Source organism: Hungatella effluvii, assembly GCF_003201875.1.
In the GTDB taxonomy this organism is placed as follows: Bacteria; Bacillota; Clostridia; order Lachnospirales; family Lachnospiraceae; genus Hungatella; species Hungatella effluvii.
The window spans coordinates 344,890-370,714 of sequence record NZ_QJKD01000002.1; the positions used below are offsets into that span (position 1 = coordinate 344,890).

The window sequence follows — 25,825 nt, forward strand, 5'->3', positions numbered from 1 at the left end:
AGGAAGCAGTTTCGATCCGCCTCCATTTTAAAGAGTTTTGGTAAGATAATACCGTTTTCCCGTGAGTGGATATTCTTCCAGCGCAAACACTTCACGATAACCGTGTTTTTTATAAAAATCCGGCGCCTGGAAGCTGAACGTATCCAGAAAGGCGTATTTGCAGCCCCTTTTCCTGGCTTCTATTTCTGCTTCCCCCAGAATCCGGCTGCCGATATGCCGGCCTCTCAAGGATTCATCCACCCATAAAAACTTAACCATAAGCCAGTTGCCATGGGTCTCTCCAATCAGCCCCGCCAGTTTCCTGCCCTGCTCATCTTCCAGATAGATGCCCAGTTCCTTTGGATTTCTGTCCTCGATTCTGGCCAGATTATATTCCAGCAGTCCCTGAAAGATTTCCGATCTGTCCTTTTCTTCTATCTTTTCTGTTATTTTAAAATTCATTCTAATCCCCTTTCTGATGTATGCTCCGCCTTCTGTGAGGCGGAATGGAAGTGCGGTGTGGGAGGTGCCCTTACAGTATAGGGGAAAGCCGGGCGGAGTGCAATGGTCTTTCTAAAGAATTCATGACATTTCCAGATGGCTATGGTAAACTGTATATATCAGCGGAAGTGGAGGTGAGGCCATGCCTGAGAAAGGACCATTGCATGCAGCCGCGATACTAATTGAGTAATTAACGATTCTTACAGATATGATGCTCAGAGCATACAAACGGTATGCTTTTCCCGCTATGCCTGTCTATTACCTGTATATTTTTACTCCAATCGTAATTTCAATCCTGTCTTTTATAAAGATAAAAATGCAAAACAGAATGCCGGTTAAGCTTAGCAGACTTCTTAATATCATAGTAATTATATTTTTTGTTATTGGGGTAAAGCTTTTTTATTATACGCTTGGATTCATGCATTTTATCAGCACGTACGTCTTCTCTGCTTACCTGCCGGAACTCCAGCCCGGGAAGACGATTCCCTGCATAAAACGGCCGGCGGCATGGAACCATTGAGTTCATATGCCGCCGGCCGTTTTATTCCTTGCAATTTATAAGGCTTCTGCACCGTCTGCCATCGCCTTAAGCGCCGTGATAAGCCTTAAGTTATCTTCTCCATTTCTGACTGCGATCCGCACATACTGTCTTCCGTTATGCAGCTTTGAGGTCAGATCCTTGATGAAAATATCGTGTTTCAACAGTTCGCAGGCAATCTCCCTGCTGGTGCGGCCTTCCGTGACCTCACACATCACATAGTTCGCCTGAGAAGGGATCGGCCGGAGAAATGAAACAGAGCTTAACTCCTTTATCAGCCCGCTTCGGTCTGCAGCCAGTTTTTTTAAGGATTCCCGGTAGTCTTTTTTATACTTTTCGCTGTTCTGCATAAAGAATTCGCCAAAGGAGTTGATGTTCCAGATCGGCGCCTCTTTCTTTAACAATGCGATCGCGGCCTCGTCGGAACTTGCCAGAACACCGAGGCGGATTCCGGGAACTCCATAGGATTTGGAGATGCTCTTTACGACGAAAAGACCGCTGTAGGACTGCAGCACCTCCTCGTTAAGCAGGGATAAGTCCAGGGCCTGCGTGTCTCCCGGCAGCTCTGCAAAGTCAGAAAAGCTTTCATCGATAACGAGGCGTATGGAACTTGTCCTGGCCCAGTCAATCAGCTTTTTAAGGCCTTCGCAGTCGATGTAATTGCCGCTGGGATTATCAGGGTTTATGAGAACCAGCGTACCGACCGTGTGGCCGGGGCTGTCGAAGTACCGGATTAAATCTTCCGCCGTGTAGGAGAAATCTTCATTATCTGGTGTAAAGACAACCGATAAAGCGCTGTCATAGCGATTGGGATATTCTTCAAAGGTCGGGCGGATAAAGCCTACAGGACCTTCCGTGTGTTCCATGAGTACCTTAATCAGTTCCGCGGCGCCATTGCCGATCACGATGTGCTCCGGCCGTACGCCGAAGTTTCTGGAGGCCAGCAGGCTGTTGATCCGCATGCCGGAGGGATATTCCGAGATCAGGATCTCAAAATTGGATTTCATCTCGTCGAGCATCTTCTGAGGCGGAAAATAGGGATTGACGAGATAGCAGAAGTCCAGCAGCTTCGGATAACGCCAGTGGCCGCCGTAGCGGGAGGCAATGGCGTCATACCGCTTCTGGATGGTGCCGGCAAAAAGGCTTTCCGCAATATCCAGATCCTGAATGTCGTCGATCTCATACCAGACCTCACCGTTCAGCCTTTTAGCCTTGATCTCCTTTGTCTCCAGAAGGGCGATGAGTTTGATGACGGATTCGTAGTATTCGTTGTTGCCCATGGCCTTCGCATACGCTTCCAGGAAGGGAACGTAGGTGTTGGCGGAAAAATGCTGACTGAATTTATAGATATTGACGGTCTTATAGTAACCGCCCTTGTCTTCGAACTTTAAGTATTTGCCCGGGATAAAATCCTTGATGGAATCGTCGTCATCCAGCACCATGCAGGTTCCGTCCATCCAGCTGGCGAACTTGTCCACCAGAGCCAGGGTCTCTCTGGAGTCTTCCATCAGAATATCTACCAGGGCTTCCTCAAAAATGATATCGGATTCAAAGAGCAGTGTATCCTCGGATACGAGATACTGTTTGGCCAGAGCCAGGGAGTAGATATTGTTCGTTTTGTCATAGACCTCATTGTTGATAAAGCAGATGGGAGTCTGTATGGCCAGCGTGCTGATATAGTCCATGAGCTTCCGGCCTTCATAGCCTGCCACAATGACAATTCTGGAAAGCTGTTTTTTATCGAGAATGCGCAGCGCGCGTTCAATTAAAGTGGTTCCATTCACCTTTACCATACATTTTGTATTTTCCGCGGTATATTCCTTCAGTCTCTTTCCCATACCTGCGGCCAGGATGATTGCCTGCATCGCGTTCCTCCAATCTGCGCCCGTCGCGGGCACTTCAAAATTCAGCTTCATTTTATCACAGGCGGGAGATGATTACAATGCGGAAACGCTGGGATTGGGATGAATGTGTAACAGTTCAGCCTTTGCTCCCGGCTGCCACTGCCCGTCCCGGTGCTTTCGGTTCCCAGACCTTTTCAGTTCCGGTTTCGGGCATAAGCATTTCTAAATGTGCAGGATTTTTCTAAAAACCAGTGAAAATCCCCAAACTCGCTGCGCTCAGACAGGTGGGGATTTCCCCTGAACGAAAAATTCTGCGCATTAAGAACTGCTAATACCCTGCAAAGTCACTGGAAAGGTCTGGGAACCGAAAGCACCGGGACGGGCAGTGGCAGCCGGGAGCGAAGGCTGAACTGTTACATGAATGCATCTTAAGATATTAAGAATTCTTACGATTTTCTTATAAAATTACGATTTTTCCGGATGCTTTACTTTTAAAAATCGCTATAGTATAATGATACTATCTGCTTTTTAGAGTATGGAAAGCCCGTTTCTTTCGGGAAAAAACGGATGTATCAGGAGGATAAGGATATGTTACAGGCATTGAAAAAGGTGGCGGGTGCCGTAGCGCTTGCCGCTTTCATGGTGTTAGGATGCATGACGGCATTTGCCGACGATGAGGTACAAAATCCACCGTCTCCACATGTTGTATATCAGGTATTTACCGATGGTCAGTGGAAGAATGAAGCCATGGACAAGCAGTCGGCATCAGATTCAGCATCGCCGGTGGAGGGCCTTAAGGTATGGCTCACCGGTGTGGACGGGAGTATTTCCTACCGCGTATACTTACACGACGGCGGCTGGCAGGGCTGGGTTTCTGACGGCGCTGTGGCAGGCGGAGAGAATACCGGGAATCAGATTGAAGCGATTCAGATGAAGCTTTCAGGATACGCAGGACAGGTATTGGATGTCTGGTACCGGGCTACTGTTTCAGGCAAAGAAAAACTTGGCCTGGCCATGACAGGAAGTCCGGCCGGAACCGTAGGAGAGGGAAAACCCTTGACGAGCCTGGAGGCGTACCTGACAGAAGTGAATCATAACGAGAGCGACGGGACACCGTCTGTCAGAACGAATCTTCCATTTGGATTCTATGATGACAACGGCGTAACACGCTACACGGATGTTCCGGGCGGTATTTATACCGGTTGGATTGATCATGACGGAGCACGTTACTATGTCCGGGACAACTCCTTCTTAACGGGCTGGCAGTATATAGACGGACTGAAGTTTTACTTTGATGAACAGGGAAAACTGGTTCAGGATCTGGATCCGATTATTGGAATTCAGAGCTCTTACGTGATTAAGATCAACAAGCAGTTAAATACACTGGTTCCATACGCCAAGGATGGCGATAACGGATACATAATTCCGGTTAAAACGATGTTATGCTCCGTGGGAGACGATACTCCGCTGGGGACCTTCCACACACCGGAAAAATACCGCTGGCGTCTTATGGTGAATGATACTTATACACAGTATGCGACCAGAATTACCGCTGGACAGGGATTCCTGATCCATTCGGTCTGCTATGACAAACCTGATATTTACACGATGCAGTCCGTCGGATATAACGGACTGGGCGTGGTACGCTCTCTTGGCTGTATCCGTCTGACCGCGGAGAATGCCAAGTGGGTATATGACAACTGCGCGATCGGCACTACGATCGAGATTTTCGAGGACCCGGTAAATGTAGGACCCTACTATAAACCAACCATTACTCCGATTCCGGTTGAACAGACATGGGACCCGACCGATCCGCTGGTAAGCGATGAGGTAAAGAATCAGGCCGCAGCGCAGCAGCAGGAAGAAGCTGCACGCCGTCAGGCGGAAGAGCAGGCAGCGGCACAGGCCGCAGCCGAGCAGAAGGCAGCAGAAGAAGCCGCAGTGAAGGAAAGACAGGAAGTCGGACCGGGCTTTGGACTGTAAAAGATGAAAGAAGTGCAGCATCAGAATCTGTTAAAGGCAGATTCTGATGCTGCTTTTTCGTTACTCCATCATAGCCAGCCGTATAAATTCATCCATTTCCCGCGTCTTCCATTTATCCTTGTGGTAGAAGATCTGGCGGTACATGGAGGCGTGAAAATCGGTGACATCGAGGACACAGGTCTGCCCCTTTGCGGCGCTTTCCATAACGGCGAAGCGTGGAAGGAAGGAGAGACCCTTGTTCTCCTCGATCATTTTAATGATAAATTCGGTATTGCTGATCTCCAGAAATGGGGTCAGCAGTATATTCTTCGTTGCCAGATAGCGGTCAAATGCGCGCCTGTAATTGGCATTCTTCTCCGTCAGGAAGAAGGGCTCATGAAGCAGCTCCTCCAGTTTAATCCCTTTCTTTCCGGCTAAAGGAAAGGAGGGCGAGGAGAGGAAGACCACCTCTTCCTTCTGTTCCATGGCCTTATACCAGTTGCTGTCATAGCGGGGCTCGTCCAGAATATAGATAAGATCCAGCTGGTTGTGTTCCATCATTTCGATCAATTCTTCCGGCGGCGCGGTGGTGATCCGTATCGCTACCTTCGGGTGATGTTCCCTGAAATAGCGCAGGATAGAAGGAAATTTCGAAAAACAGAGGGACTCAATGGTGCCGATATGAAGGGGATTTTTGAGTTCCGTTTCATCGCTGACGGACAGCTTCGCCCGATTGACCTCATAGAGGATATCGTAAGCGCTGGTCAAAAACTGGCTTCCCTGCGGTGTGAGTGTGACCTTTCTTCCGATCCGGTCGAAGAGTCTGGTGCCCAGCTCCTCCTCCAGCAGCCGGATCTGCACCGTGACAGCGGACTGAGAATACCCCAGGCTCTCGGCTGCCTTTGAAAAGCTCTGAAGCTGTGCCGCCCGGATAAATGTGCTCAACTGACGCAGTTCCATTTGATTTATGCCCCTTTCCAAGGATGATTCCGGAATATAATCTATTAAAAATATTCAATAAGTACATAAAATATATGAATTGGATTCATACATAATGCCATGATATAATGAGACCATAAAGATGTCAACCGTGAAATGAAAAAACAGGAAACGGTGCAGGGAGGTTATCATGTCGTTTATCAGTGTTTTTGATGTATTGGGGCCTAATATGATCGGCCCATCCAGTTCCCACACGGCGGGAACCGCTGTCATTGCCTATCTCGCCCAGAAGATGATCAATGGGCCGCTTAAGAAGGTAGAATTTACCCTTTACGGGTCATTTGCCAAAACCTACAAAGGCCACGGTACGGACCGGGCTCTCTTAGGCGGAATTATGGGATTTTCCACGGATGATACCAGGATCCGGGAATCATTCCGTATTGCTGACGAGCGGGGCCTTGAGTTTCATTTCATTGTAAATGATACGGAAACTGATATTTACCCAAACACCGTGGATATCCGCATGGAGAATGAGGCTGGCCAGGTTATGACCGTGCGCGGGGAGTCTCTGGGGGGCGGAAAGGTGCGGATCGTGCGCATCAACCAGGTGAAGGTGGATTTCTCCGGCGAGTACAGCGCCGTCATCGTCGTCCATCAGGACAAGCCGGGTGTCGCCGCCCATATCACAAAAGTATTGAGCGACTGCAGCGTCAATATTGCCTTTATGAGAATATTCCGCGAGGCGAAGGGACATACGGCTTACACCATTGTGGAGTCTGACAACCGCCTGCCCGAAAATATAACTGAGACCTTAAGAGAAAACAGCCACGTTCATGATGTGATGATCGTACAGTCATAGGAATGGTGCCGCCGTGTATCTGAAGCAGGCGGCACAGGTGAGGAGAAGAGAAATGATGGATTTTAAAAATGCCAGAGAGCTTCTGGATTTATGCAGTGAAAATCATTGTCCGATATCAACGATTATGCGGGAGAGAGAATGTGACCAGGGAGAGACGACATCCAAGGAGGCGGACGGCCGTATGAGGCGTGTCCTGGAGATCATGCGCTCATCCGCCACAGAGCCGATTGAAAAGCCAGGGAAATCCATGGGCGGCCTGATCGGCGGAGAGGCCCGGAAGCTGGCCGTACGCCGGGAACATGGACAAGCCGTATGCGGCACAGTCATGAGCCGGGCGATCACCCACGCCATGGCTGTCCTGGAGGTGAACTCCTCCATGGGACTGATCGTAGCGGCTCCCACAGCCGGTTCTTCCGGCATCGTACCGGGACTGCTGCTGGCCCTTCAGGAAGAGTACGGCCTTACTGACGACCGGCTTATTGACGCCCTTTACAACGCCGGAGCCATCGGCTACCTGGCCATGCGCAACGCCACGGTGGCGGGAGCCGTAGGGGGCTGTCAGGCCGAGGTCGGAATCGCCTCCGCCATGGCCGCGTCAGCCGCTGTAGAGCTGATGGAAGGAACCCCGGAACAGTGCCTGTACGCCGCCTCCACGGTTCTCATGAACATGCTTGGCCTCGTCTGCGACCCCGTAGGCGGCCTTGTAGAATATCCCTGTCAGAACCGCAATGCATCCGGCGTGGCTAATGCCCTGATCGCCGCAGAGATTTCCTTGAGCGGAATCAGGCAGCTGATCCCCTTCGATGAGATGCTGGCTACCATGTACTCTGTGGGCAAAAAGCTTCCCTCTGAACTTCGCGAAACCGCTTTGGGAGGCTGCGCCTCGACTCCATCGGCCTGTCAGTTGTGCCATTTATCCAGTTAATTGAGAGGCTTTACTTTTCCGCCCCAATATTGTAGAATAAAACGGAACATTGTTAGAAATTGGAGGCAGACGGATGGCAGGTTTTTATGAACCGGAGATCCTTTCCCGTGTACAGCAGATGGAATTGGAGATACTGAAGGATGTCATGGATCTCTGTGACAGCCATGGGCTTCTCTGTTTCGGCATGGCGGGAACGGCGATCGGAGCGATTCGGCATAAGGGGTTTATTCCGTGGGATGACGACATTGACGTTGCCATGCCAAGGAAGGATTTTGAGTGCCTTTTAAAGCTGGTGGAAGAAGAACTCGGCGATAAGTATTACGTCCTGAACTGGCGGACCAGTGAGAATTACCCGCTGATGACGACGAGGATCTGCCGCCGCGGCACCAGATTCGTGGATTCTCCCATGAGGGATGTGGACAGCCCTCTCGGAGTATTTTTAGATATGTATGTATATGACGATATACCGGATTCCGGGTTTCTCATGAAGCTTCAGGCATGGGAGGCCTGGTTTTTCAGTAAACTTTTAATTCTGCGGTCGATTCCCCGGCCGTATCTGGCCCAGACCGGCTGGAAGGCCAGGGTGATCACCGCCATCTGTATTGCGGTGCATAACGTGCTGAAGGGGCTCCGCATCTCGAAGCGGGGACTGGCGGCCCGCTGTGAGAAGATCTGCCGCCGTTACGAGGGGAAAGATACGAAGCGCATGGCCTTTTATCCGGATACGAATCCGTTCTGGAATGTAGTGGAAAAGGCGGCGTTTTCGCCGGGCATGAAGCTGGATTTTGAGGGCTTCAAGCTGTTATTTCCAAGAACAGAGCATGACATTCTCACCTATATGTACGGGGACTATATGCAGATGCCTCCGGTGGAGAAGAGGAAGACCCATTATCCCTACATTCTCGACCTGGGCGACGGAGCGGTACTGTCGGGAGAAACGGTCACAGACAGAGGAATGAAGAAGATATGAGATGGCTCAGACAAAGGATGTTCGGCAGTCTCCGTACAGGAACTGCCGAGGTAGAACGGCAGAATATTGCCTGGAACATGATCGGGAGCCTGATTTATGCCGGCTCCAGCATGATTCTGACTGCTCTGGTCAATCATTTAATCGGCCCGGAGCAGGGCGGTATCTTCGGATTTGCGTTCAGCGCATTTGGTCAGCAGATGTTTCTGGTGGCCTATTTTGGTATGCGTCCGTTTCAGAGCACCGATGTAAATCAGGCCTACACCTTTGGAGAGTACCGTCGTGTCAGGCTTTATACGTGTGTGGCGGCCGTTATATTCGGCATAATCTATATTTTCGTTAATTCGTATATCGTACCGGATGGATATTCACGCCAGAAGACGCTGGTGGTTTTTCTGATGGTAATTTATAAGGTTCTGGATGGCTTTGCCGATGTCTATGAATCGGAATTCCAGCGGGAAGGACGTCTCTATCTGACCGGGAAAGCCATGGCATACCGGACGATTCTGTCAGTAATCCTGTTTTTGGGCGCGCTTTATGCGACACAGGATCTGGTATTTTCCTGTATAATCGCAGTACTGGCCCAGGCGGCCGGGATTCTGTTGTTCGACTGGAACACCATGAAGCTGGTGCCTGGCGTGAACCTCTCGCGGGCGGCAGGAAAATCCCTGGCTCTGATCCGGGAGTCATTTCTTCTGTTTTTGTCGGTCTTCCTCGACGGTCTGATCTTTGCTATGGCGAAATATGCGGTGGATGCGCAGATGACCTCGATGGACACCGCCATTTTCGTGGCTGTCTTTATGCCGACCTCTGTCATCAATCTGGCGGCCAACTTCGTGATCCGGCCGTTTTTGACGAAGATGTCCTACCAGTGGGAGGAAAAAAAGTTTCACGAATTTACCCGGGATATAAAGAGGCTGGTGGCCATTATACTGGTATTAACAGTCATCGCACTGGCCGGTGCCTGGGCGATCGGTGTGCCGGTGCTGGGGGCGATCTCCAATGTGGAGCTGGCGCCATATAAGTCCGGACTTCTGTATATTATTCTGGGAGGCGGGTTCTTTGCGGTTATGAATCTGTTTTATTACGTGCTTGTTATTATGAAATGCCAGCGCAGGATTTTCTTTGGATACGTTCCTGTGTGCCTCCTGTCCGTGGTTCTGTCGTTTCTTCTGGTTAAGATCGGCGGAATCAACGGAGGGGCATTTTCCTATATGCTGGAAATGCTGGTGCTCATGATGTGCTTCATGGGTCAGGCATTCTATGTATTTCACAGAGCGAAGAAACAACAGGGAGGGTGTTGACCATGGACAAGGTGCTGGTGATCATACCTGCGTATAACGAGGCGCTCAATATTGAGCGTGTCGTGACGGGGCTTCAGGAGGAATATCCCATCTTCGATTACGTGATCGTCAATGACGGCTCTGCGGATGAGACGGCGGCTGTCTGCCGGCGCTGCGGATTTCATCTGATCGATCTGCCTGTAAATCTGGGGCTGGCCGGGGCATTTCAGACAGGACTCAAGTATGCGTACCGTAAAGGATACCGCTACGCGATCCAGTTTGACGGCGACGGACAGCACAGGCCGGAATATATTGAGGCAATGCGGGAAAAAATGGATGAGGGATACGATATTGTGATCGGGTCCCGTTTCGTCACGGAAAAGAAGCCGAATTCCATGCGCATGCTGGGAAGCAGGCTGCTGTCGGCGGCGATCCGGCTGACAACCGGAGCTTCCGTCACGGACCCGACCTCCGGAATGCGTATGTTTAATGAACGCATGATCCGTGAGTTTGCAGAAGGCTTAAACTATGGCCCGGAGCCGGATACGATTTCCTATCTGCTGAAGCAGGGTGCGCGGGTGGCGGAGATTCAGGTGACGATGGATGAGAGAATCCTTGGAGAGAGTTACTTAAAGCCTGTGAGCGCCGCTCGTTACATGGGGAAAATGATGTTTTCCATCCTGCTGGTGCAGAATTTCAGGAAACGCGACTGAGTTTCCGAGAGTGCTCAATAAGAGAAGGGAGAATGTACGATGACCGTTATACTTCGGTGGGTACTGATAATAGTTTCCATACTGCTGACATTTTTTGTGCTGAGAAAGATCCGTCAGTCCAAGGTAAAGATTGAGGACTCCATATTCTGGGTGATGTTCGCCCTGATGATGGTTGTGTTCAGCATATTCCCGGGATTAGCCGACATTCTGTCTGATTTCGTCGGAACGTATTCCACCTCTAATTTCATCTTCATGTTTGTGATCTTTATTCTGCTTGTGAAGGTGTTCTTTCTGTCGCTCAAGATCTCACAGCTGGAAAGCAGGGTGACGGAGCTGATCCAGCAGATGGCGCTCGACAGAAAAGAAGATGCAGACAGAAAGGAAGATGGAGGCGTGGAAACCTATCCGGATAAGAAGGGAGAAACGCGCGATGAACGCAGATACTGTTAAAGTTGGAAAGAAGAGAAATCTCCAAACTGCAAAAAAGATTGCGGGACAGAGCGGTCTGTGGATGGCGGTGGCCGCAATCCTTTTTCTTTTCATCGTCTTCGTAAAGCCGTATCACAATGTGATTGACGCCATTCCTTCTCCGGAATATGAGTCTGTGCGTCTTTTTTATATCTGGGTTTTACGTCTGGGGATCGTGTTTCTGGCAGTTCTTGCCGGAATACTCTGGATATACGGGAAGAAACCTGGCTGGTTGTTTCCGGCTACGGTCATCTGCCTGGGACTCTTTTACATGATGATTCTGCCGCCGTTTTCGGCTCCGGACGAACCGCGCCATTTCGTCAGCGCATACCGGCTGTCAAACCAGATTATGGGGAAACAGGCAGTGGCGGACGAGGCATTCCTTTCATCGGCGTCGGATAAGGAAAAGGAATACATTGCCCGGGGCGGCAACGTGCTGGTGCGGGAGCAGGACGGACGGGAGGAACCGTATGCCAGCGTGGGACGGGATTCCTACGCGCTGATGCTTAGGGAACTGTTTACGAAGGATGCAGGCAGCGGCACGACGGTCCGCTTTGAGGCGCCGGTGAATACGACGCCGGTGGTCTATTTACCGCAGGCGCTGGGCATTTCCTTTGCAAGAGTACTGCATCTGGGATATATTCCGCTCATCTATATGGGGCGTCTGTTCAACCTGCTGACATTTGCCGGCATGGCATGGCTGGCTGTCCGCATTATGCCGTTTAAGAAAGAAATGTTCATGGCCGTGAGTCTTCTCCCCATGACCCTCCATCTGGCAGCCTCCTTATCGTACGATACGTCGCTTATCGGACTGTCTCTCCTGTTTTTCGCATGGTGCTTTTATCTGGCCTACGAGAAGAAACAGATCGGAATCCGTGACACGGTGATCCTTGGACTTCTTCTTGTCCTTTTAGAACCGTGCAAAATTGTATATCTGCCGCTGGCGGGGATCTGCCTTTTGATTCCGGCATCGAAATTCGGTGAGAAGAGACGGTACTGGATCTCGGTAACTGCGGTCATTGGAGTGATGGCGCTGGCTATCTTTTTAATCAACAATGTGGTACTGTCCGCCTGGATTCAGGATACGGAAAATATAATCAGCTGGGAAGGCGGATCGGCCGGATATACGATCCAGGATATCTTAAAGGAGCCGTACCAGGCGTTCCTGATTTATTATGAGACACTGGTGACACAGTTTGACTACTATCAGGCCACCATGCTGGGCGGGTATCTGGGAAATCTGGATCCCAATCTGACGGTTCCGTATTTCTGTCTGTATCTGTTGTGGGGAATCTTGATTGTAAGCTCTGTCAGGAGGGCCGGGGATCACACTCCGTTTAAGCCCGGTCAGAAGGTGTGGATCGCGGTTCTTACATTACTGAGCTTCTGTCTGGTGCTGACCTCCATGCTTCTGGGCTGGACGCCAAAGGGCTTCACCTATATCGCGGGAATCCAGGGGCGGTATTTCCTGCCGATTCTTCCGCTGATTCTGCTGATGATTTATGGAGACAATCTGACTATTAAGAGGGATTATTCGAAGGGGATTTATTATCTGGAGTGTTTTGTCAGCATCTATGCGCTTGTGAGAATCTGCACTGTGATGTGTATCAGATGATGGGAGATAGCAGGCAGATGATAGATAGCAGAAATAAATAACAGAAAGGCTGGACTATGGCAGTAGAAACGATTGAAAAAAACCGAACAGTGGATGTCATTATTCCGGTATATAAACCGGATTCGGTATTTGAAACGCTTTTAGAGCGGCTGGGAAAGCAAAACTATCCGATTCGGCGCATTATTATTATGAATACGGAACAGTCTTTCTGGAAAGAAGATATTTATGAGACTGTCCCTAATCTGGAAGTACACCACGTGACAAAAAATGAGTTTGATCACGGTGGAACGAGAAACCAGGGAGCTTCATATTCGGAAGCCGATATCATGGTATTTATGACGGACGATGCGATCCCCGCGGACAGGGAGTTAATCGGAGCTCTGGTAAAGGGGCTGAGTCAGAAAGGGCCGTCAGGGGAATACGTGGCGGCGGCCTATGCAAGACAGCTGCCAAACCGTGACTGCGCTCCGGCGGAAAAATATACCAGATCCTTTAACTATCCGGCGGAAAGCTATGTGAAGACGAAAGGCGATTTAGAGGAACTGGGAATTAAGACATTCTTTGCTTCCAATGTCTGCTGTGCCTATGACAGAAAGCTTTTTCTTGAGGCAGGCGGATTCACGAACCAGACGATCTTTAATGAGGATATGATTTACGCAGGAAATGCAGTTCTCTATCGGGGGCAGGCGATTGCCTATGTTGCAGAGGCCAGGGTGATTCATTCTCATAATTATGGGTGCAGCGCTCAGCTAAAGCGCAATTTTGATCTTGCAGTTTCCCAGACAGACCACCCGGAAGTATTTGACGGGATCCGCTCAGAGAGCGAGGGAATCCGTTTGGTGAAGAAGACGTGTAAATGGCTCGTAGAACAGAAAAAGCCATGGCTGATCCCCGGAGTGATTGTAAAAAGCGGATTTAAGTATCTGGGATATCTGATGGGGAAACGGTATAGGAAGCTTCCGAGGTGGGTGATTATGAAAATAACGATGAATCGGGAATATTGGGGGAAAGTATCGGGATAATAAGGGAGTAAATAAAAATAGAGTATATAATACTGTTTTTTATTGTAAAACATTGCTATATATGTTAATATAAAGTTGGGTGCTGCCAAAACGGTAAGCGGTTCACCTTTCGCCGAAATGAGTACATTTTGAGAACTTCCCGTATTTTCGGAGGTGATACATATGTGGAAAATAAGAACGAAAGGGACAGATGATGCCAGTACTCCATCCAGCCAGTAATCATAGTTCCAACACTGCCTATTTTGCCATCTGCCGCGTTGTCGTCGGTCAGCGGAGGAACCACTCCGCTTCCCTCCTCCGCCTTGCAGACTGACAAAATATTCAGCACTGGAATTATGATTACTGACTGGATGGAGCACTGGGTATTGTTGTCGGGATTGTCGGTATCATCGTGACTGTGATCAGTATTGTAGTAACAGTCGTGAGTATCAGACATGATGACAAAAAAGACAGAATAAATTGACATCAAAAAAGCAACCGCTCGACTTCCCAAAGTAGTAGTTGCTTTTTTTGATAGTAACTATTAACCAAGGTGAACCGTTTGCTATGGCAGCACCTTTTTGTAATTACATTGTAGCAGAGTAGAATGATTGTGTCAAGGATTCTAAAATATAATGTGGAAAAAAATAAGAACGAAAGGACAGATGATGTTAGGGATTGTCGGTATCATCGTGACTGTGATTAGTATTGTAGTAACAGTCGTGATTATCAGACATACTGACAAAGAAGACAAGAAAGACTACTATCAAAAAAGGTGAGCCGTTTGCTATGACAGCACCTTTATGTGTTTACATTGTAGCAGAGTAAATATCATCTGTCAAGATGGGAAGATACACGAATTCTAAGGTAAAATCCCCCATCTAGTGGAAATTTAAGCTGAGTTGTGATAGAATGCTACAAGACAAGAAATGACAAAGTGATGTAAAGGAGCATGAAAATATGGGAAAGATAAAAGTAACACCGTGTGATATTAAAGGGCTTTATGTGATTGAACCGTCTGTATTTCCGGATTCCAGGGGATATTTTATGGAGACTTATAACCAGAATGATTTTAAGGAAGCAGGACTTAACATGGTATTTGTGCAGGACAACCAGTCCATGTCTGTGAAGGGTGTGCTTCGCGGCCTTCATTTCCAGAAACAGTTTCCACAGGGAAAGCTGGTGCGTGCAGTGCGAGGAAGTGTCTTTGACGTGGCGGTGGATCTTCGTTCTGATTCCGAGACGTACGGGAAATGGTTTGGCGTTGAACTGACTGCAGAGAATAAAAAGCAGTTTTATATCCCGGAGGGCTTTGCCCACGGCTTCCTGGTTCTGTCCGATGAGGCGGAATTTGCTTACAAATGTACGGATTTCTACCATCCGGGCGACGAGGGCGGAATTCTCTGGAGCGATCCGGAGATCGGCATCGACTGGCCGATCGAGGAAGGTATGGAACTGATCATTTCCGATAAGGACCAGAAGTGGAGCGGAATTCGGGATACATTTAAATTTTAACCGGAGAGGAGCGAACCATGGATTATCTGGTTTCCTTATGTAAAGAGATTGTACACAAGAGAAAATTGATTCTGGACCTGGCAAAGGCGGACTTTAAGAAGCGGTTTGTAGGTTCTTATTTCGGTATCGTGTGGATGTTTTTGCAGCCGCTTGCGACTGTGCTGGTCTATTTCTGCGTGTTCCAGCTGGGGTTTAAGAGCGTGCCGCCAGTGAATTATCCGTACGTGCTGTGGCTGCTTCCCGGCATCATGCCGTGGTTTTACTTTAGCGAGGTATTAAACACGGGAACCAACTGCCTGCAGGAATACAGCTATCTCGTTAAGAAAGTGGTATTCCGCGTGGAGATTCTGCCGGTTATCAAGTTGCTGTCCTGCATGATGGTTCATGGAATATTCGCCGTCATCATGATGGTTGTCTTTCTGGCCTATCGGATTCCGCCGAGAATCAGCTGGATACAGATTGTTTATTATACCTTTGCATGTTCCATGCTGTCTCTGGCCCTGACATACTGTACCAGTGCCATCAATGTTTTCTTTAAGGATATGGCGCAGATTGTAGGGATTGTCCTGCAGTTCGGCATGTGGATGGTTCCGATCATGTGGGCGCCGGAGAATTTTCCAGGTGCGCCGGAATGGCTGGATAAAGTGCTGAAATTTAATCCATTCTACTACATCGTGGCCGGTTACCGCGACAGCATGCTGACCGGGGACGGATTCTGGATGCGGCCGACACTGGGAATCTACTTCTGGGCGGTGACCATCATTTTGATGCTGATCGGACTGAAGGTATTTAAAAAGCTGCGGCCGCATTTTTCCGATGTACTGTAAGAGGCCCGAAATGGAGGACTAAGATTCGTGAAATCAAAAAATAGTGCGATTTCGGTAAAGGATGTTACAAAGATTTACCGGCTATACGAAAAGCCCATCGACCGTTTAAAAGAGGCGATGAGCATTACCCATAAAAATTATCACAGAGATTTCTACGCGTTAAACGGAATTTCCTTTGATGTAAATAAAGGCGAGACGGTGGGAATCATCGGAACAAATGGTTCTGGTAAGTCCACCATCTTAAAGATTATTACCGGGGTTCTGACCCCGACGACCGGCGAGGTGGAGGTGGACGGAGTGATTTCCGCCTTACTGGAGCTGGGAGCCGGATTCAACATGGATTACACCGGCATTGAAAATATCTTTATGAACGGCACCATGATGGGCTTTTCCAGAAAGGAGATGGAGGCGAAGCTTCAGGATATTCTGGAGTTTGCCGATATCGGAGATTTCGTCTATCAGCCGGTTAAGACGTATTCCAGCGGTATGTTTGTACGGCTGGCTTTTGCGCTTGCGATTAATGTGGAGCCGGAGATTCTGATCGTTGACGAGGCGCTGTCAGTAGGCGACGTCTTCTTTCAGGCCAAGTGCTACCGTCGTATGGAAGAGATCAGGAAGAACGGCACCACCATTCTGATGGTTACCCACGATATGGGCGCTATTATTAAGTACTGCGACCGCGTCGTGGTGCTGAACAAAGGCGCATTTATTGCCCAGGGAGAACCGGGGAAGATGGTTGATCTATATAAGAAGATTCTGGCGAATCAGATAGATCAGCTGGAAGACGAGCTGGTGGAACTGAATTCGGAGGAGATGAGTGATTTCTCGGGAGACAGCGCCGCCGGACAGAGGCGGAAGGCGGAAGCCCACAGCGGCCTCATGAAGGAAAAACTGACGATCAATCCCGCAAAGACAGAATATGGCGACGGACGGGCGGAGATCGTGGATTTCGGCCTTTTTGACGAGCGGGGTAATTTGACGAACCTGCTTTTAAAGGGCGAGATGTTTACGATTAAAGAGCGGATCCATTTTAACACCAGCCTGGATACCCCGATTTTTACGTATACGATCAAGGATAAACGGGGAGCTGATTTGACGGGAACCAATACCATGTATGAATCGGCGGATGTGAAGCCGGTGAAGAATGGCGACGAATACGAGGTGGAATTCAGTCAGAAGATGACGCTTCAGGGAGGCGAATATCTGCTATCCATGAGCTGTACCGGATTTGAAAATGGGGAGCACGTGGTATATCACCGCCTGTATGATATTGCAAATATAACGGTAATTTCCAATAAGAACACAGTGGGCGTCTACGATATGGAATCGGAAGTGAAGGTGGCCCTGAAACGGGGAGTCGCTGTACTAAGCGGTCAAAGAACGCCCGCTAAGTACCAGTGACATGTATCGCACGTAAGAGACCAAAAGACGGTCTCTAAGTGCTCATAACAAGGAGGAAAATGATATGGGGAGCATCAGTTCCGAAATAAAAGATCTCCTGTTGAAGTATCACGGCAACACGAAGCAGGCGATTAAGGAAGAGCCGGAGCCCGCATACTTCTATGCGTTATCGGATACCCGGGAAAATGTACTGGAATGGTATGATTTCAAGCCGGAAGCCTCTCTTCTGGAGGTCGGATCCGGCTGTGGGGCCTTAACCGGCCTTTACAGCAGACGTGTGAAGGACGTGACCGTTCTGGACGAAGATCTGGAGGATCTGGAAGTGAACCGCCTCCGCCATGGCGCCCGCGGAAATATTCAGTATGTGAAGGGCAGCCTTAACACGTATGAGGGCGGCGCATTCGATTACGTGGTGATGGCCGGATCCCTGAAAATGCCGTATGAAGCGCAGATTAACAGGGCTAAATCTCTGCTGAAGCCGGGCGGAACCCTGATTGTAGCGGTGGATAACCGTCTTGGCCTCAAATATAAGTCGGGCGTGAAACCGGATGAGACCTGCCTGCTTAAGATGGAGCTGACGGAGCTTCTGTGCAGTGCCTCTGACGGAAAATGCGGCAAACTCGAATACTATTATCCCATGCCGGATTACCGTCTGCCCGTGACCATCTATTCGGATGAGCATCTTCCTGCGAAGGGAGAGCTGGCTCACGCGGTTCTCGCTTACGATTATCCGGAGTATATCCGGTTTGATCCGGGAAAATTTTTCGACGAAATATGTGAAGCCGGACTGTTTGAAGCGTTTGCAAACTCATTTTTAGCCATATGGAGCAGCTATGAAGAAGACTAAGTACATTAAATACAACAGGACCCGCCGGGAAGAGTTTCAGATACGGACCTGTATCGTGGAAGAGGACGGGAAACAGTATGTGGAGAAAACGGCTTTAAACGAGCAGGCAGTCTCCCATATCCGGTCGATGAAGGAAAAATATGACCGTCTGACCGATCAGAGTCCTCTGGGCGTGGCCCTGGTGACGCTGGATCAGGAGGGACGCACTGCACGTTTCCCATTTCTGAAGGGGGAGACCATGGCCGAGATCCTGGGCCGCAAAATAAAAGAGGAACGTGTCCCGGTGGAGGAACTGAAGAAAGCCATGGAACTGGTCCTGGAGGTTCGGGAAGGTTTCTTAAGACCGTTTGTGGAAACCGCTGAGTTTGTCACGGTGTTTGGCCGGTATACGGGTTCAGAAGGGAAGGCAGAAGCTGATTCGAGTGAGGAACAGGACGAGGCATTTGTTGCTTCCAATGTGGACTGCCTGTTCGAGAATATCATGGTGACCGAAGACGGTCCGTGTTGTCTCGACTATGAATGGGTGTTCTTTTTCCCGATTCCGGTGCGCTTTATCCGTTACCGCATGCTGTATTATTTTTATGAGCAGTACAGAAGCCTTCTGGGAGAGACGACTCTGCCGGAGTTTATGGTGAATTTCGGCATCCGGCCGGAAATGATTCCGGTTTACGGAGAGATGGAACACCATTTCCAGGAGTATGTTCATGGCGAGAACCAGAAGATCTATCTGACGAATTACATGCATGATGTCCATATCATTCCGGAAGAAATGAACGAGGTAAAGCGGGCGGTAGAAAAGCAGCGGGAATGGGTAAAACAGCTCCATCTGGAGATTGAGGAAAAGGATTTGTCCATCCGCAAGCAGATCGAGCTGAAGCGTCTGACAGACAATCATGTGACGAACCTGGAAGTGATGATCGGCAATCTCCGCCAGGATAACGAGAACATGGCCCAGACGATTGCGGTCTTAAACCGTCATGAAGCCATCATTTTCAAGGTGAAGAGAAAGCTGGGAGAGAAATTCAACCAGAAGTTTCCCAAGGGAACCAGAAAACGGAAGATTCTGGGCTATGTGAAGAACACATTCTGCCATCCGGTGGAGTCCTTTCACTTATATACCACTCCCGAGGGGCGGAATCTCATTGAGGGAGACATGAAGATCGGCGAGGGATATCGGATTCATGGAAAACTTAAGTTTAAAGAAGAGAACGAGCCGATGGTATCCATCGTCATTCCGGTTTACAATCAGATTGACTATACGTATGTCTGTCTGGCATCCATTTTGGAACACACCACGGATGTATCGTATGAGGTGATTATCGCGGATGATGTCTCGACGGATGCCACTATGGAGCTGTCGAAATTTGTGGAACATGTGACCATCTGTAGAAATGAGACGAATCAGGGATTCTTACGCAACTGCAATCAGGCGGCGAAGGCGGCCCGCGGAAAATACGTGATGTTTTTGAATAACGACACCCAGGTCACACCGGGGTGGCTTAAGAGCCTGGTGGATTTAATTGAGCGCGATCCGTCGATTGGTATGGTGGGTTCCAAACTGGTTTATCCGGACGGGCGGCTTCAGGAGGCGGGCGGAATCATCTGGAGCGACGGTTCCGGCTGGAATTACGGCCGTTTGGACGATCCGGACAAGCCGGAATATAATTACGTAAAAGATGTGGACTATATTTCAGGAGCCGCAATTCTCTTATCCAACAATCTATGGAAACAGATCGGCGGTTTCGACGACCGGTTTGCGCCTGCGTACTGTGAAGATTCCGACCTTGCTTTTGAGGTGAGAAAGGCTGGTTACCGGGTGGTATATCAGCCGCTTTCGAAGGTAATCCATTTTGAAGGCATTTCCAATGGAACCGATGTGGGTGGTAGCGGCCTTAAGCGGTACCAGGTGGAAAATTCCGTGAAGTTAAAGGAAAAATGGGCGGATGAATTCAGGAAACAGTGTGTAAACAACGGTAATCCAGACCCATTCCGGGCACGCGAGCGGAGCCAGGAAAAGGATATTATCCTGGTGATCGATCACTACGTTCCTACGTATGACAGGGACGCGGGGTCCAAGACCACCTTCCAGTATTTAAAGATGTTCCTGGAAAAGGGATATGTGGTGAAATTTTTAGGGGACAATTTCCTTCACGAGGAGCCGTATTCCACCGTACTGATGCAGATGGGCATAGAAATCCTCTATGGACGCGACTATCAGGTGAAAATATGGGACTGGCTGAAGGAGCATGGGGGTGACATCACAGCCGCCTATTTAAACAGGCCTCATATTGCGGAAAAATACGTGGACTTTATTGAGGAACACACCAATATTAAGATGATTTACTACGGGCATGATCTCCATTTCCTGAGAGAGGGCCGGGAATACCAGCTGACCGGGGACGAAAAGAAGCGGGATGCGTCGGAATACTGGAAAGCCATCGAATTTCGCATCATGCGGAAGGCGGCGGTATCGTATTATCCGTCCTATGTGGAGCGCGACGCGATCCATATGATCGATCCCACAATCCGGGTAAAGGCAATCGTGGCCTATGTATTCGAGAAATTCTTGGAGTCAGTACCGGATGACTTTGATAAGAGGGAAGGGCTGCTGTTTGTTGGCGGCTTCGCCCATCCGCCGAATGCGGATGCGGTTCTCTGGTTCGCGCGCGAGATATTCCCTAAGATCCGCGAAAAACTGGAGGTTCCCTTCTACATCGTCGGATCGAAGGTGACAGAGGAAATCCAGGCCCTGGAGCAGCCGGGAAACGGTATCATCGTGAAGGGGTTCGTCTCTGAAGAAGAACTCTCCGAACTGTACCGTACCTGCCGGATCGTGGTAGTTCCCCTGCGCTACGGCGCCGGAGTCAAAGGCAAGGTCATCGAGGCGCTTTATAACGGCGCTCCTGTCGTGACAACCTCGATCGGCGCGGAAGGAATCGCGGAGGCTGAATCGGTCATGTGCATCAAGGACGCCCCGGAAGAATTTGCCGAAGAGACGGTCCGCCTCTACCAGGACCCGGAGAGTCTCCGTGAACTGAGCCGGAAAACGCAGGATTATATTCGTGAGTATTACAGCGTGGATGCGGCGTGGAGTGTGGTGGAGGAAGACTTTAGAAGAACGGAAACGATATAGTGTGAGTATATACGCGAGAAGATGTGAAGTATAAAATATTATAAAAAGCCAGTGACTCCTGTTATTTAAGAGCCACTGGCCTTTTTGGGCGGTCAGACAAGCGCTTTACAGTCAGACAAGCGTTTTGCGGACTGACTTTACGCGGCACTGTTTTTTGAAAAATGCAATTCCATAGTTAAGGACTTCTGTGTATCCTTCCTCTGGCAGCCAGTCGTCGTAATGGTTTACTTCGATCTGTTTCAGAGCGGCGTCACAGGCGGTCTCCATACCTTTGTAGGTATCGGACACCTTCAGCTCCAGAATAATGGGGGGCTTCGATACATTGAGACTGCGTATCGCAATGTCGTATCGTCCAAGTCCGGCCTCTCTGTTAGACGTTACAAGGTATTCCTTCAAATTCTCTAAAATTCCCAGAAAAAATCCGTGGTAGAATGCTTCTCCTCCATCCATATAGCTGATGGAGTTTATTAGCAGCTCCGACAACTCCTTCTGGAAGCTTTCCGCCTCACCGCTTAAAAGTGCCTGATAAAGAGCGGTCATATCCTTTGTTTTTATCAGATCACGAAACCAGTTCATAACCGTGCTGTTATAGATATACCGTACCTCTCTGTTGGGAATGGCCAGACGGACATATGGGATATCCTCTTCCATCCTGACAGAAGTCTGTTTCAGGTAACCGGTAAAGAACAGAAAATTCCAGAGATTATCTTCAGAATCATAGATATCTCCGTATGTGATGTCTTCATGAACCGGTTTTTCTATGATGCCGCCGGCTATAAGATTTTCGATTTCAGATTTTACCTGGAAGTCCGCCCTCTCAACAAGGTCCTTTACTATGGCATTGGAACTGGTATTTTTCCAATAAGGGGACGGAAATGCTGCCGGGTTTATTGACAGAGCTTTTACGTAATTAATCACGCTCCAGGGATTATAAACTTCGGCATTCCCGAACAGATATCCATCGTACCATTCCTTTAGTTCCATCTGCTTTTCCGTTCTGTGATAATCCTGGAGCATCTGATCGGCTTCCTCCTGCAGGAAACCAAAATGTTCTCCGTAGGCATCAGACAGAATGGAATGAATCTCCAGATTGTTCAGACCTGTAAAAATGGATTCTTTCGAAACCCTTAAACAACCGGTCATCACTGCAAATTCCAGGCATGGATTTGTCTTGAGCGCCGATTCAAAAACGGAACGGATAAAACTTATCATCTGGTCATAAAAACCCGCGAACCAGGAGTTTTCCAGAGGTACATCGTATTCATCGATGAGGATAACGGTTTTTGCATCGTAGCATTTCGTCAGACATTCAGAGAGAAAACGGATTGAGGTAGCGTATTCCTGTTCACTGCCTTCTTCTTTTGCTATTCTCATATATTTATCCCTTTCCAGCTCTAATTTTCCGCTGTCAAGAATCGATATATGGCGTTTGTATTCTCTGGCGATTTCTTCACGCAGGCAGCCGAAGGCCAGTTCATAGGAGGGCTGTTTCCCTGATTTTAAGGAGAGGTTTATGACCGGAAAGGCATTCATTTTTGCCAGATAAGTGTCGCCGGCTTCCATAATTTTCATTCCTTGAAATAAAGAACGATTGCGTTCATTCCATTCATTTTCACCTGTATTTTCAAAATAATACTGGAGCATGCTTATATTCAGTGTTTTGCCAAATCGGCGAGGACGGGTAAATAAGTTCACTTTCCCCTTCAGATCGAGCAGTTCCTTTATGAACCAGGTTTTATCTACGTAGTAGTAGCCACCGAGAATTAATTCATCAAAGCGATCAATTCCGACAGGTAGTGGTTTATATTTCATAAAGACGACCTCCTTTTGCCAAATCAATGGTATCGTATCCTTTGCTAATTATATCAGAAAGCCAGGGTGTTCTCAATCGTTTCAATCAGGTATTATGTAGAAGTACACTGCAAAATTATTTCAAAATCCTTAAGATGGTGGATTGTTCCCCGCAATCTATGGTATAATGTGATGCAAAATGGATTATTATGCAGTTTTGTAGCTGTTACAGATATTTTTATATAGCAGGAGGAAATCATACGATGCAGGCAGTATTACTGGCAGGTGGACTGGGAACCAGGCTTCGTTCCGTGGTGGCTGACAGACCGAAGCCCATGGCGCTCATTGAGGATAAGCCGTTTATGGAGTATGTGGTGCGGGAGTTAAAGAATCATGGAATCACGGAAATCATTTTCGCTGTTGGATATAAAGGCTCTATGGTGGAAGAATATTTTGGTGACGGAGAACGTCTGGGAATCAAGGTTTCCTATGCGTATGAGGAGACTCTGTTAGGCACTGCAGGAGCCATTAAGAATGCCGGCCGCCTGGTGACGGATGAGCGCTTTTTCGTCTTAAATGCGGATACCTTCTATCAGATTCAGTATGACCGCCTGGTGAAGATGAGCCAGGAGAAGAATCTGGACATGGCGCTTGTACTCCGTGAGGTACCCGATGTGTCGCGGTATGGCCGGGCTGTTCTGGAAGGAGACCGTCTGACTGCGTTTGACGAAAAGACGGAAGGTACCAGTCCGGGGACGATTAACGGCGGGGTTTATTACATGAAACGCGCCCTGCTGGACGAGATACCGGAGGGAAAGGTTTCCTTAGAGCATGATATGATTCCAAAATGGCTTTCCGGCGGGGAGAAGGCTCTCGGCGGAATTGTAAACGACGGATATTTCATTGATATCGGAATTCCGGAGGACTATTACCGTTTCATAGATGATGTGGAGAAAGGGGCAGTAACTGTATGATAATCAGAGGAAGAGCGCCGCTTCGGGTCAGTTTTGGCGGCGGAGGCACGGATGTGGCGCCGTTCTGCGTGGAGCAGGGCGGAGCGATCATTGGAAGCACGATCAACAAGTATGCGTATTGTTCCATCGTTCCCAGGAATGACGATCAGATAATTGTCCATTCGCTGGACTTCGATATGACGGTGAAATACAATACAAAGGAAAACTACGTTTACGACGGCCGCCTGGATCTCGTGACGGCGGCGTTAAAGGCCATGGACATCAAGCAGGGATGCGAGGTATACCTGCAGTGTGACGCACCTCCAGGATCAGGTCTTGGAACATCCTCCACGGTTATGGTGGCGCTGCTGATTGCCATGGCGAAGTGGAAGGGCGTTTATTTAGACGGTTATGCCCTGGCCGATCTGGCATACCAGGTGGAACGGGAAGACTTAAAGATTGACGGCGGCTATCAGGATCAGTACGCGGCTACCTTCGGCGGATTTAATTTCATTGAGTTCCATGGACGCAACAATGTAGTGGTGAATCCGCTGCGCATTAAGAAGGAAATCATCCACGAGCTGCAGTATAATTTACTGCTGTGCTATACGGGAAATATCCATGTGTCCGCCAATATCATCAAGGATCAGGTGAAGAATTACGAAAAGAAGGATGCGTTCGACGCCATGTGTGAGGTGAAGGCGCTGGCTTACGCCTTAAAGGACGAGCTCTTAAAGGGAAATTTATACAGCTTCGGCAAGCTGCTGGACTACGGATGGCAGAGCAAGAAGCGTATGAGCAGCAAGATCACCACTCCGCAGATCAACGAACTCTATGATGAGGCGCTGAAGGCGGGGGCTCTTGGCGGGAAGCTGCTGGGCGCGGGCGGAGGCGGATATCTGCTGGTATACTGTCCCTACAATGTGCGCCATAAAGTGGCGGCCAGGCTGGAAGCGGCGGGCGGTCAGCTGACGGACTGGAATTTCGAACTCAGAGGCGCCCAGGCATGGGTGACGGATGAGGAACGGTGGAATTACGACAGTGTGAAGGTGCACATGCCTAACGGAGACTACACATTTAATCTGTAAAACGGGAACCTATGCAATTTGAATAAAAAAATATATTACAGGAAGACGATGCATGGACAGAGTTATTTTTTTAGACCGGGATGGAACCATTAACGAAGAGGTGGAGTATCTACACAGGCCGGAGGATTTAAGACTTCTTCCCGGTGTGGGAGAGGCCATCCGGCGTCTGCGGGAGCATGGATTTGCCGTCGTAGTGGTGACGAATCAGGCGGGAGTCGCAAGAGGGTATTATGAGGAAGAAGACGTAACTGTGCTCCATGACTTTATGAATGAGCAGTTAAAAGAGCAGGACGCCTTCATCGACCATTTTTTCTACTGCCCTCATCACCCGGTTCACGGAATTGGGAAATATAAGACCGCATGTCACTGCCGCAAGCCGGAGACCGGAATGTTTCTCATGGCAGAGCAGTTCTATCAGGTGGATAAGGCCAATTCCTATATGATCGGCGACAAGCTGCTGGATGTGGAAGCCGGCCACAACTACGGCGTGAAATCCGTGCTTGTGGGGACCGGATACGGCGCAGAGACTGTGGCAGACATGACGGAGGAGGAGAAGAAGAACGCATTCGAACACTACTCCCCGGATCTGCTGTCTGCGGCGGACTGGATAATCGGAGAAACCACGACAAAACGCCCATAACAAAGTGCCCATAACAAAATGCCCTTAAAAAGGAGG

General features: G+C 49.1%; 21 protein-coding genes. 17 read left to right on the plus strand and 4 right to left on the minus strand.

Translation table 11 applies throughout. The annotated features are described in order from the left end of the window. Positions 1–27 precede the first annotated feature (27 nt). A complete protein-coding gene (locus tag DFR60_RS04710) occupies positions 28–441 on the minus strand; it encodes a GNAT family N-acetyltransferase (protein ID WP_110321872.1) in 414 nt (137 codons plus the stop codon). 594 nt (positions 442–1,035) lie between these two features. Continuing rightward, positions 1,036–2,883 carry an aminotransferase class I/II-fold pyridoxal phosphate-dependent enzyme gene (locus tag DFR60_RS04720; protein ID WP_110321874.1) on the minus strand — a complete coding sequence of 616 codons (1,848 nt, stop codon included), beginning with the start codon at positions 2,881–2,883 and terminating at the stop codon, positions 1,036–1,038. Positions 2,884–3,450: 567 nt separating this feature from the next. On the opposite strand from DFR60_RS04720, the gene DFR60_RS04725 reads away from it, so the two are divergent. Beyond that, entirely contained in the window at positions 3,451–4,845 is a 1,395-nt protein-coding gene (locus tag DFR60_RS04725; RefSeq protein WP_110321875.1) for a L,D-transpeptidase family protein, read from the plus strand. 60 nt (positions 4,846–4,905) lie between these two features. On the opposite strand, the gene DFR60_RS04730 is transcribed toward DFR60_RS04725, so the two are convergent. Next, positions 4,906–5,784 carry a LysR family transcriptional regulator gene (locus DFR60_RS04730; protein WP_110321876.1) on the minus strand — a complete coding sequence of 293 codons (879 nt, stop codon included), beginning with the start codon at positions 5,782–5,784 and terminating at the stop codon, positions 4,906–4,908. 169 nt (positions 5,785–5,953) lie between these two features. Here DFR60_RS04730 and sdaAB point away from each other — a divergent pair, with 169 nt between their 5' ends. The 13 genes from sdaAB (at position 5,954) to DFR60_RS04795 (ending at position 21,317) form a co-directional block, all read left to right on the plus strand. Beyond that, positions 5,954–6,622 carry an L-serine ammonia-lyase, iron-sulfur-dependent subunit beta gene (gene sdaAB / locus DFR60_RS04735; RefSeq protein WP_110321877.1) on the plus strand — a complete coding sequence of 223 codons (669 nt, stop codon included), beginning with the start codon at positions 5,954–5,956 and terminating at the stop codon, positions 6,620–6,622. A 55-nt stretch (positions 6,623–6,677) separates the two neighbouring features. Next, positions 6,678–7,547 carry an L-serine ammonia-lyase, iron-sulfur-dependent, subunit alpha gene (gene sdaAA / locus DFR60_RS04740; protein ID WP_110322069.1) on the plus strand — a complete coding sequence of 290 codons (870 nt, stop codon included), beginning with the start codon at positions 6,678–6,680 and terminating at the stop codon, positions 7,545–7,547. A 73-nt stretch (positions 7,548–7,620) separates the two neighbouring features. Further along, positions 7,621–8,517: a LicD family protein gene (locus tag DFR60_RS04745; protein WP_110321878.1), complete on the plus strand. Its 897-nt coding sequence runs from the start codon at positions 7,621–7,623 to the stop codon at positions 8,515–8,517. Continuing rightward, a complete protein-coding gene (locus DFR60_RS04750) occupies positions 8,514–9,818 on the plus strand; it encodes a lipopolysaccharide biosynthesis protein (RefSeq protein ID WP_110321879.1) in 1,305 nt (434 codons plus the stop codon). Before DFR60_RS04745 ends, DFR60_RS04750 begins: the two co-directional genes overlap by 4 nt. A 2-nt stretch (positions 9,819–9,820) precedes the next feature. Further along, positions 9,821–10,510, plus strand: a complete 690-nt coding sequence (locus tag DFR60_RS04755) for a glycosyltransferase family 2 protein (protein WP_110321880.1) — start codon at positions 9,821–9,823, stop codon at positions 10,508–10,510. A gap of 39 nt (positions 10,511–10,549) precedes the next feature. Continuing rightward, complete coding sequence (locus tag DFR60_RS04760) at positions 10,550–10,960, plus strand: DUF2304 domain-containing protein (protein WP_110321881.1); 411 nt, start codon at positions 10,550–10,552, stop codon at positions 10,958–10,960. Then, the gene (locus DFR60_RS04765) at positions 10,941–12,593 is read left to right on the plus strand and encodes a DUF2142 domain-containing protein (RefSeq protein WP_110321882.1); all 1,653 of its coding nucleotides are present in this window, start codon (positions 10,941–10,943) and stop codon (positions 12,591–12,593) included. Before DFR60_RS04760 ends, DFR60_RS04765 begins: the two co-directional genes overlap by 20 nt. 56 nt (positions 12,594–12,649) lie before the next feature. Then, positions 12,650–13,615 (plus strand): glycosyltransferase family 2 protein, encoded by a 966-nt coding sequence (locus DFR60_RS04770; RefSeq protein WP_110321883.1) that lies wholly within the window; start codon positions 12,650–12,652, stop codon positions 13,613–13,615. 939 nt (positions 13,616–14,554) lie between these two features. Continuing rightward, positions 14,555–15,109 (plus strand): dTDP-4-dehydrorhamnose 3,5-epimerase, encoded by a 555-nt coding sequence (gene rfbC, locus DFR60_RS04775; protein WP_002604796.1) that lies wholly within the window; start codon positions 14,555–14,557, stop codon positions 15,107–15,109. A gap of 17 nt (positions 15,110–15,126) precedes the next feature. Then, the gene (locus tag DFR60_RS04780; protein WP_110321884.1) at positions 15,127–15,936 is read left to right on the plus strand and encodes an ABC transporter permease; all 810 of its coding nucleotides are present in this window, start codon (positions 15,127–15,129) and stop codon (positions 15,934–15,936) included. 27 nt (positions 15,937–15,963) lie between these two features. Continuing rightward, on the plus strand, positions 15,964–17,337 hold the full coding sequence (locus DFR60_RS04785) for an ABC transporter ATP-binding protein (protein WP_110321885.1): 1,374 nt from the start codon (positions 15,964–15,966) through the stop codon (positions 17,335–17,337). Between the two features lie 64 nt (positions 17,338–17,401). Beyond that, positions 17,402–18,184, plus strand: coding sequence for a class I SAM-dependent methyltransferase (locus tag DFR60_RS04790; RefSeq protein WP_110321886.1), 783 nt, complete (start codon positions 17,402–17,404; stop codon positions 18,182–18,184). Continuing rightward, positions 18,171–21,317, plus strand: a complete 3,147-nt coding sequence (locus tag DFR60_RS04795; RefSeq protein ID WP_110321887.1) for a glycosyltransferase — start codon at positions 18,171–18,173, stop codon at positions 21,315–21,317. The genes DFR60_RS04790 and DFR60_RS04795 overlap by 14 nt, the downstream gene beginning before the upstream one ends. Positions 21,318–21,428: 111 nt before the next feature. Here DFR60_RS04795 and DFR60_RS04800 read toward each other — a convergent pair whose 3' ends face one another. Continuing rightward, positions 21,429–23,129 carry an AAA family ATPase gene (locus DFR60_RS04800; RefSeq protein ID WP_110321888.1) on the minus strand — a complete coding sequence of 567 codons (1,701 nt, stop codon included), beginning with the start codon at positions 23,127–23,129 and terminating at the stop codon, positions 21,429–21,431. 242 nt (positions 23,130–23,371) lie between these two features. Between DFR60_RS04800 and DFR60_RS04805 the strand changes: the two genes are divergently transcribed. From DFR60_RS04805 to gmhB, 3 genes are read left to right on the plus strand one after another with little or no spacing between them, the layout of a single operon-like run. Continuing rightward, positions 23,372–24,082: a nucleotidyltransferase family protein gene (locus tag DFR60_RS04805; protein ID WP_110321889.1), complete on the plus strand. Its 711-nt coding sequence runs from the start codon at positions 23,372–23,374 to the stop codon at positions 24,080–24,082. Beyond that, the gene (locus DFR60_RS04810) at positions 24,079–25,149 is read left to right on the plus strand and encodes a GHMP family kinase ATP-binding protein (protein ID WP_002604790.1); all 1,071 of its coding nucleotides are present in this window, start codon (positions 24,079–24,081) and stop codon (positions 25,147–25,149) included. Before DFR60_RS04805 ends, DFR60_RS04810 begins: the two co-directional genes overlap by 4 nt. Before the next feature lie 52 nt (positions 25,150–25,201). After that, the gene (gene gmhB, locus DFR60_RS04815; RefSeq protein WP_110321890.1) at positions 25,202–25,789 is read left to right on the plus strand and encodes a D-glycero-beta-D-manno-heptose 1,7-bisphosphate 7-phosphatase; all 588 of its coding nucleotides are present in this window, start codon (positions 25,202–25,204) and stop codon (positions 25,787–25,789) included. The last annotated feature ends 36 nt before the right edge of the window (positions 25,790–25,825 follow it).

Bases quoted from the DNA above. Each gene is read 5' to 3' on its own strand.
- DFR60_RS04755 (WP_110321880.1), top strand. From the start codon at position 9,821: ATGGACAAGGTGCTGGTGATCATACCTGCGTATAACGAGGCGCTCAAT.
- DFR60_RS04780 (WP_110321884.1), top strand. From the start codon at position 15,127: ATGGATTATCTGGTTTCCTTATGTAAAGAGATTGTACACAAGAGAAAA.
- sdaAB (WP_110321877.1), top strand. From the start codon at position 5,954: ATGTCGTTTATCAGTGTTTTTGATGTATTGGGGCCTAATATGATCGGC.
- rfbC (WP_002604796.1), top strand. From the start codon at position 14,555: ATGGGAAAGATAAAAGTAACACCGTGTGATATTAAAGGGCTTTATGTG.
- DFR60_RS04745 (WP_110321878.1), top strand. From the start codon at position 7,621: ATGGCAGGTTTTTATGAACCGGAGATCCTTTCCCGTGTACAGCAGATG.
- DFR60_RS04765 (WP_110321882.1), top strand. From the start codon at position 10,941: ATGAACGCAGATACTGTTAAAGTTGGAAAGAAGAGAAATCTCCAAACT.
- gmhB (WP_110321890.1), top strand. From the start codon at position 25,202: ATGGACAGAGTTATTTTTTTAGACCGGGATGGAACCATTAACGAAGAG.
- DFR60_RS04725 (WP_110321875.1), top strand. From the start codon at position 3,451: ATGTTACAGGCATTGAAAAAGGTGGCGGGTGCCGTAGCGCTTGCCGCT.
- sdaAA (WP_110322069.1), top strand. From the start codon at position 6,678: ATGGATTTTAAAAATGCCAGAGAGCTTCTGGATTTATGCAGTGAAAAT.
- DFR60_RS04750 (WP_110321879.1), top strand. From the start codon at position 8,514: ATGAGATGGCTCAGACAAAGGATGTTCGGCAGTCTCCGTACAGGAACT.
- DFR60_RS04795 (WP_110321887.1), top strand. From the start codon at position 18,171: ATGAAGAAGACTAAGTACATTAAATACAACAGGACCCGCCGGGAAGAG.
- DFR60_RS04720 (WP_110321874.1), bottom strand. From the start codon at position 2,883: ATGCAGGCAATCATCCTGGCCGCAGGTATGGGAAAGAGACTGAAGGAA.
- DFR60_RS04800 (WP_110321888.1), bottom strand. From the start codon at position 23,129: ATGAAATATAAACCACTACCTGTCGGAATTGATCGCTTTGATGAATTA.
- DFR60_RS04710 (WP_110321872.1), bottom strand. From the start codon at position 441: ATGAATTTTAAAATAACAGAAAAGATAGAAGAAAAGGACAGATCGGAA.
- DFR60_RS04810 (WP_002604790.1), top strand. From the start codon at position 24,079: ATGATAATCAGAGGAAGAGCGCCGCTTCGGGTCAGTTTTGGCGGCGGA.
- DFR60_RS04770 (WP_110321883.1), top strand. From the start codon at position 12,650: ATGGCAGTAGAAACGATTGAAAAAAACCGAACAGTGGATGTCATTATT.
- DFR60_RS04790 (WP_110321886.1), top strand. From the start codon at position 17,402: ATGGGGAGCATCAGTTCCGAAATAAAAGATCTCCTGTTGAAGTATCAC.
- DFR60_RS04730 (WP_110321876.1), bottom strand. From the start codon at position 5,784: ATGGAACTGCGTCAGTTGAGCACATTTATCCGGGCGGCACAGCTTCAG.
- DFR60_RS04760 (WP_110321881.1), top strand. From the start codon at position 10,550: ATGACCGTTATACTTCGGTGGGTACTGATAATAGTTTCCATACTGCTG.
- DFR60_RS04805 (WP_110321889.1), top strand. From the start codon at position 23,372: ATGCAGGCAGTATTACTGGCAGGTGGACTGGGAACCAGGCTTCGTTCC.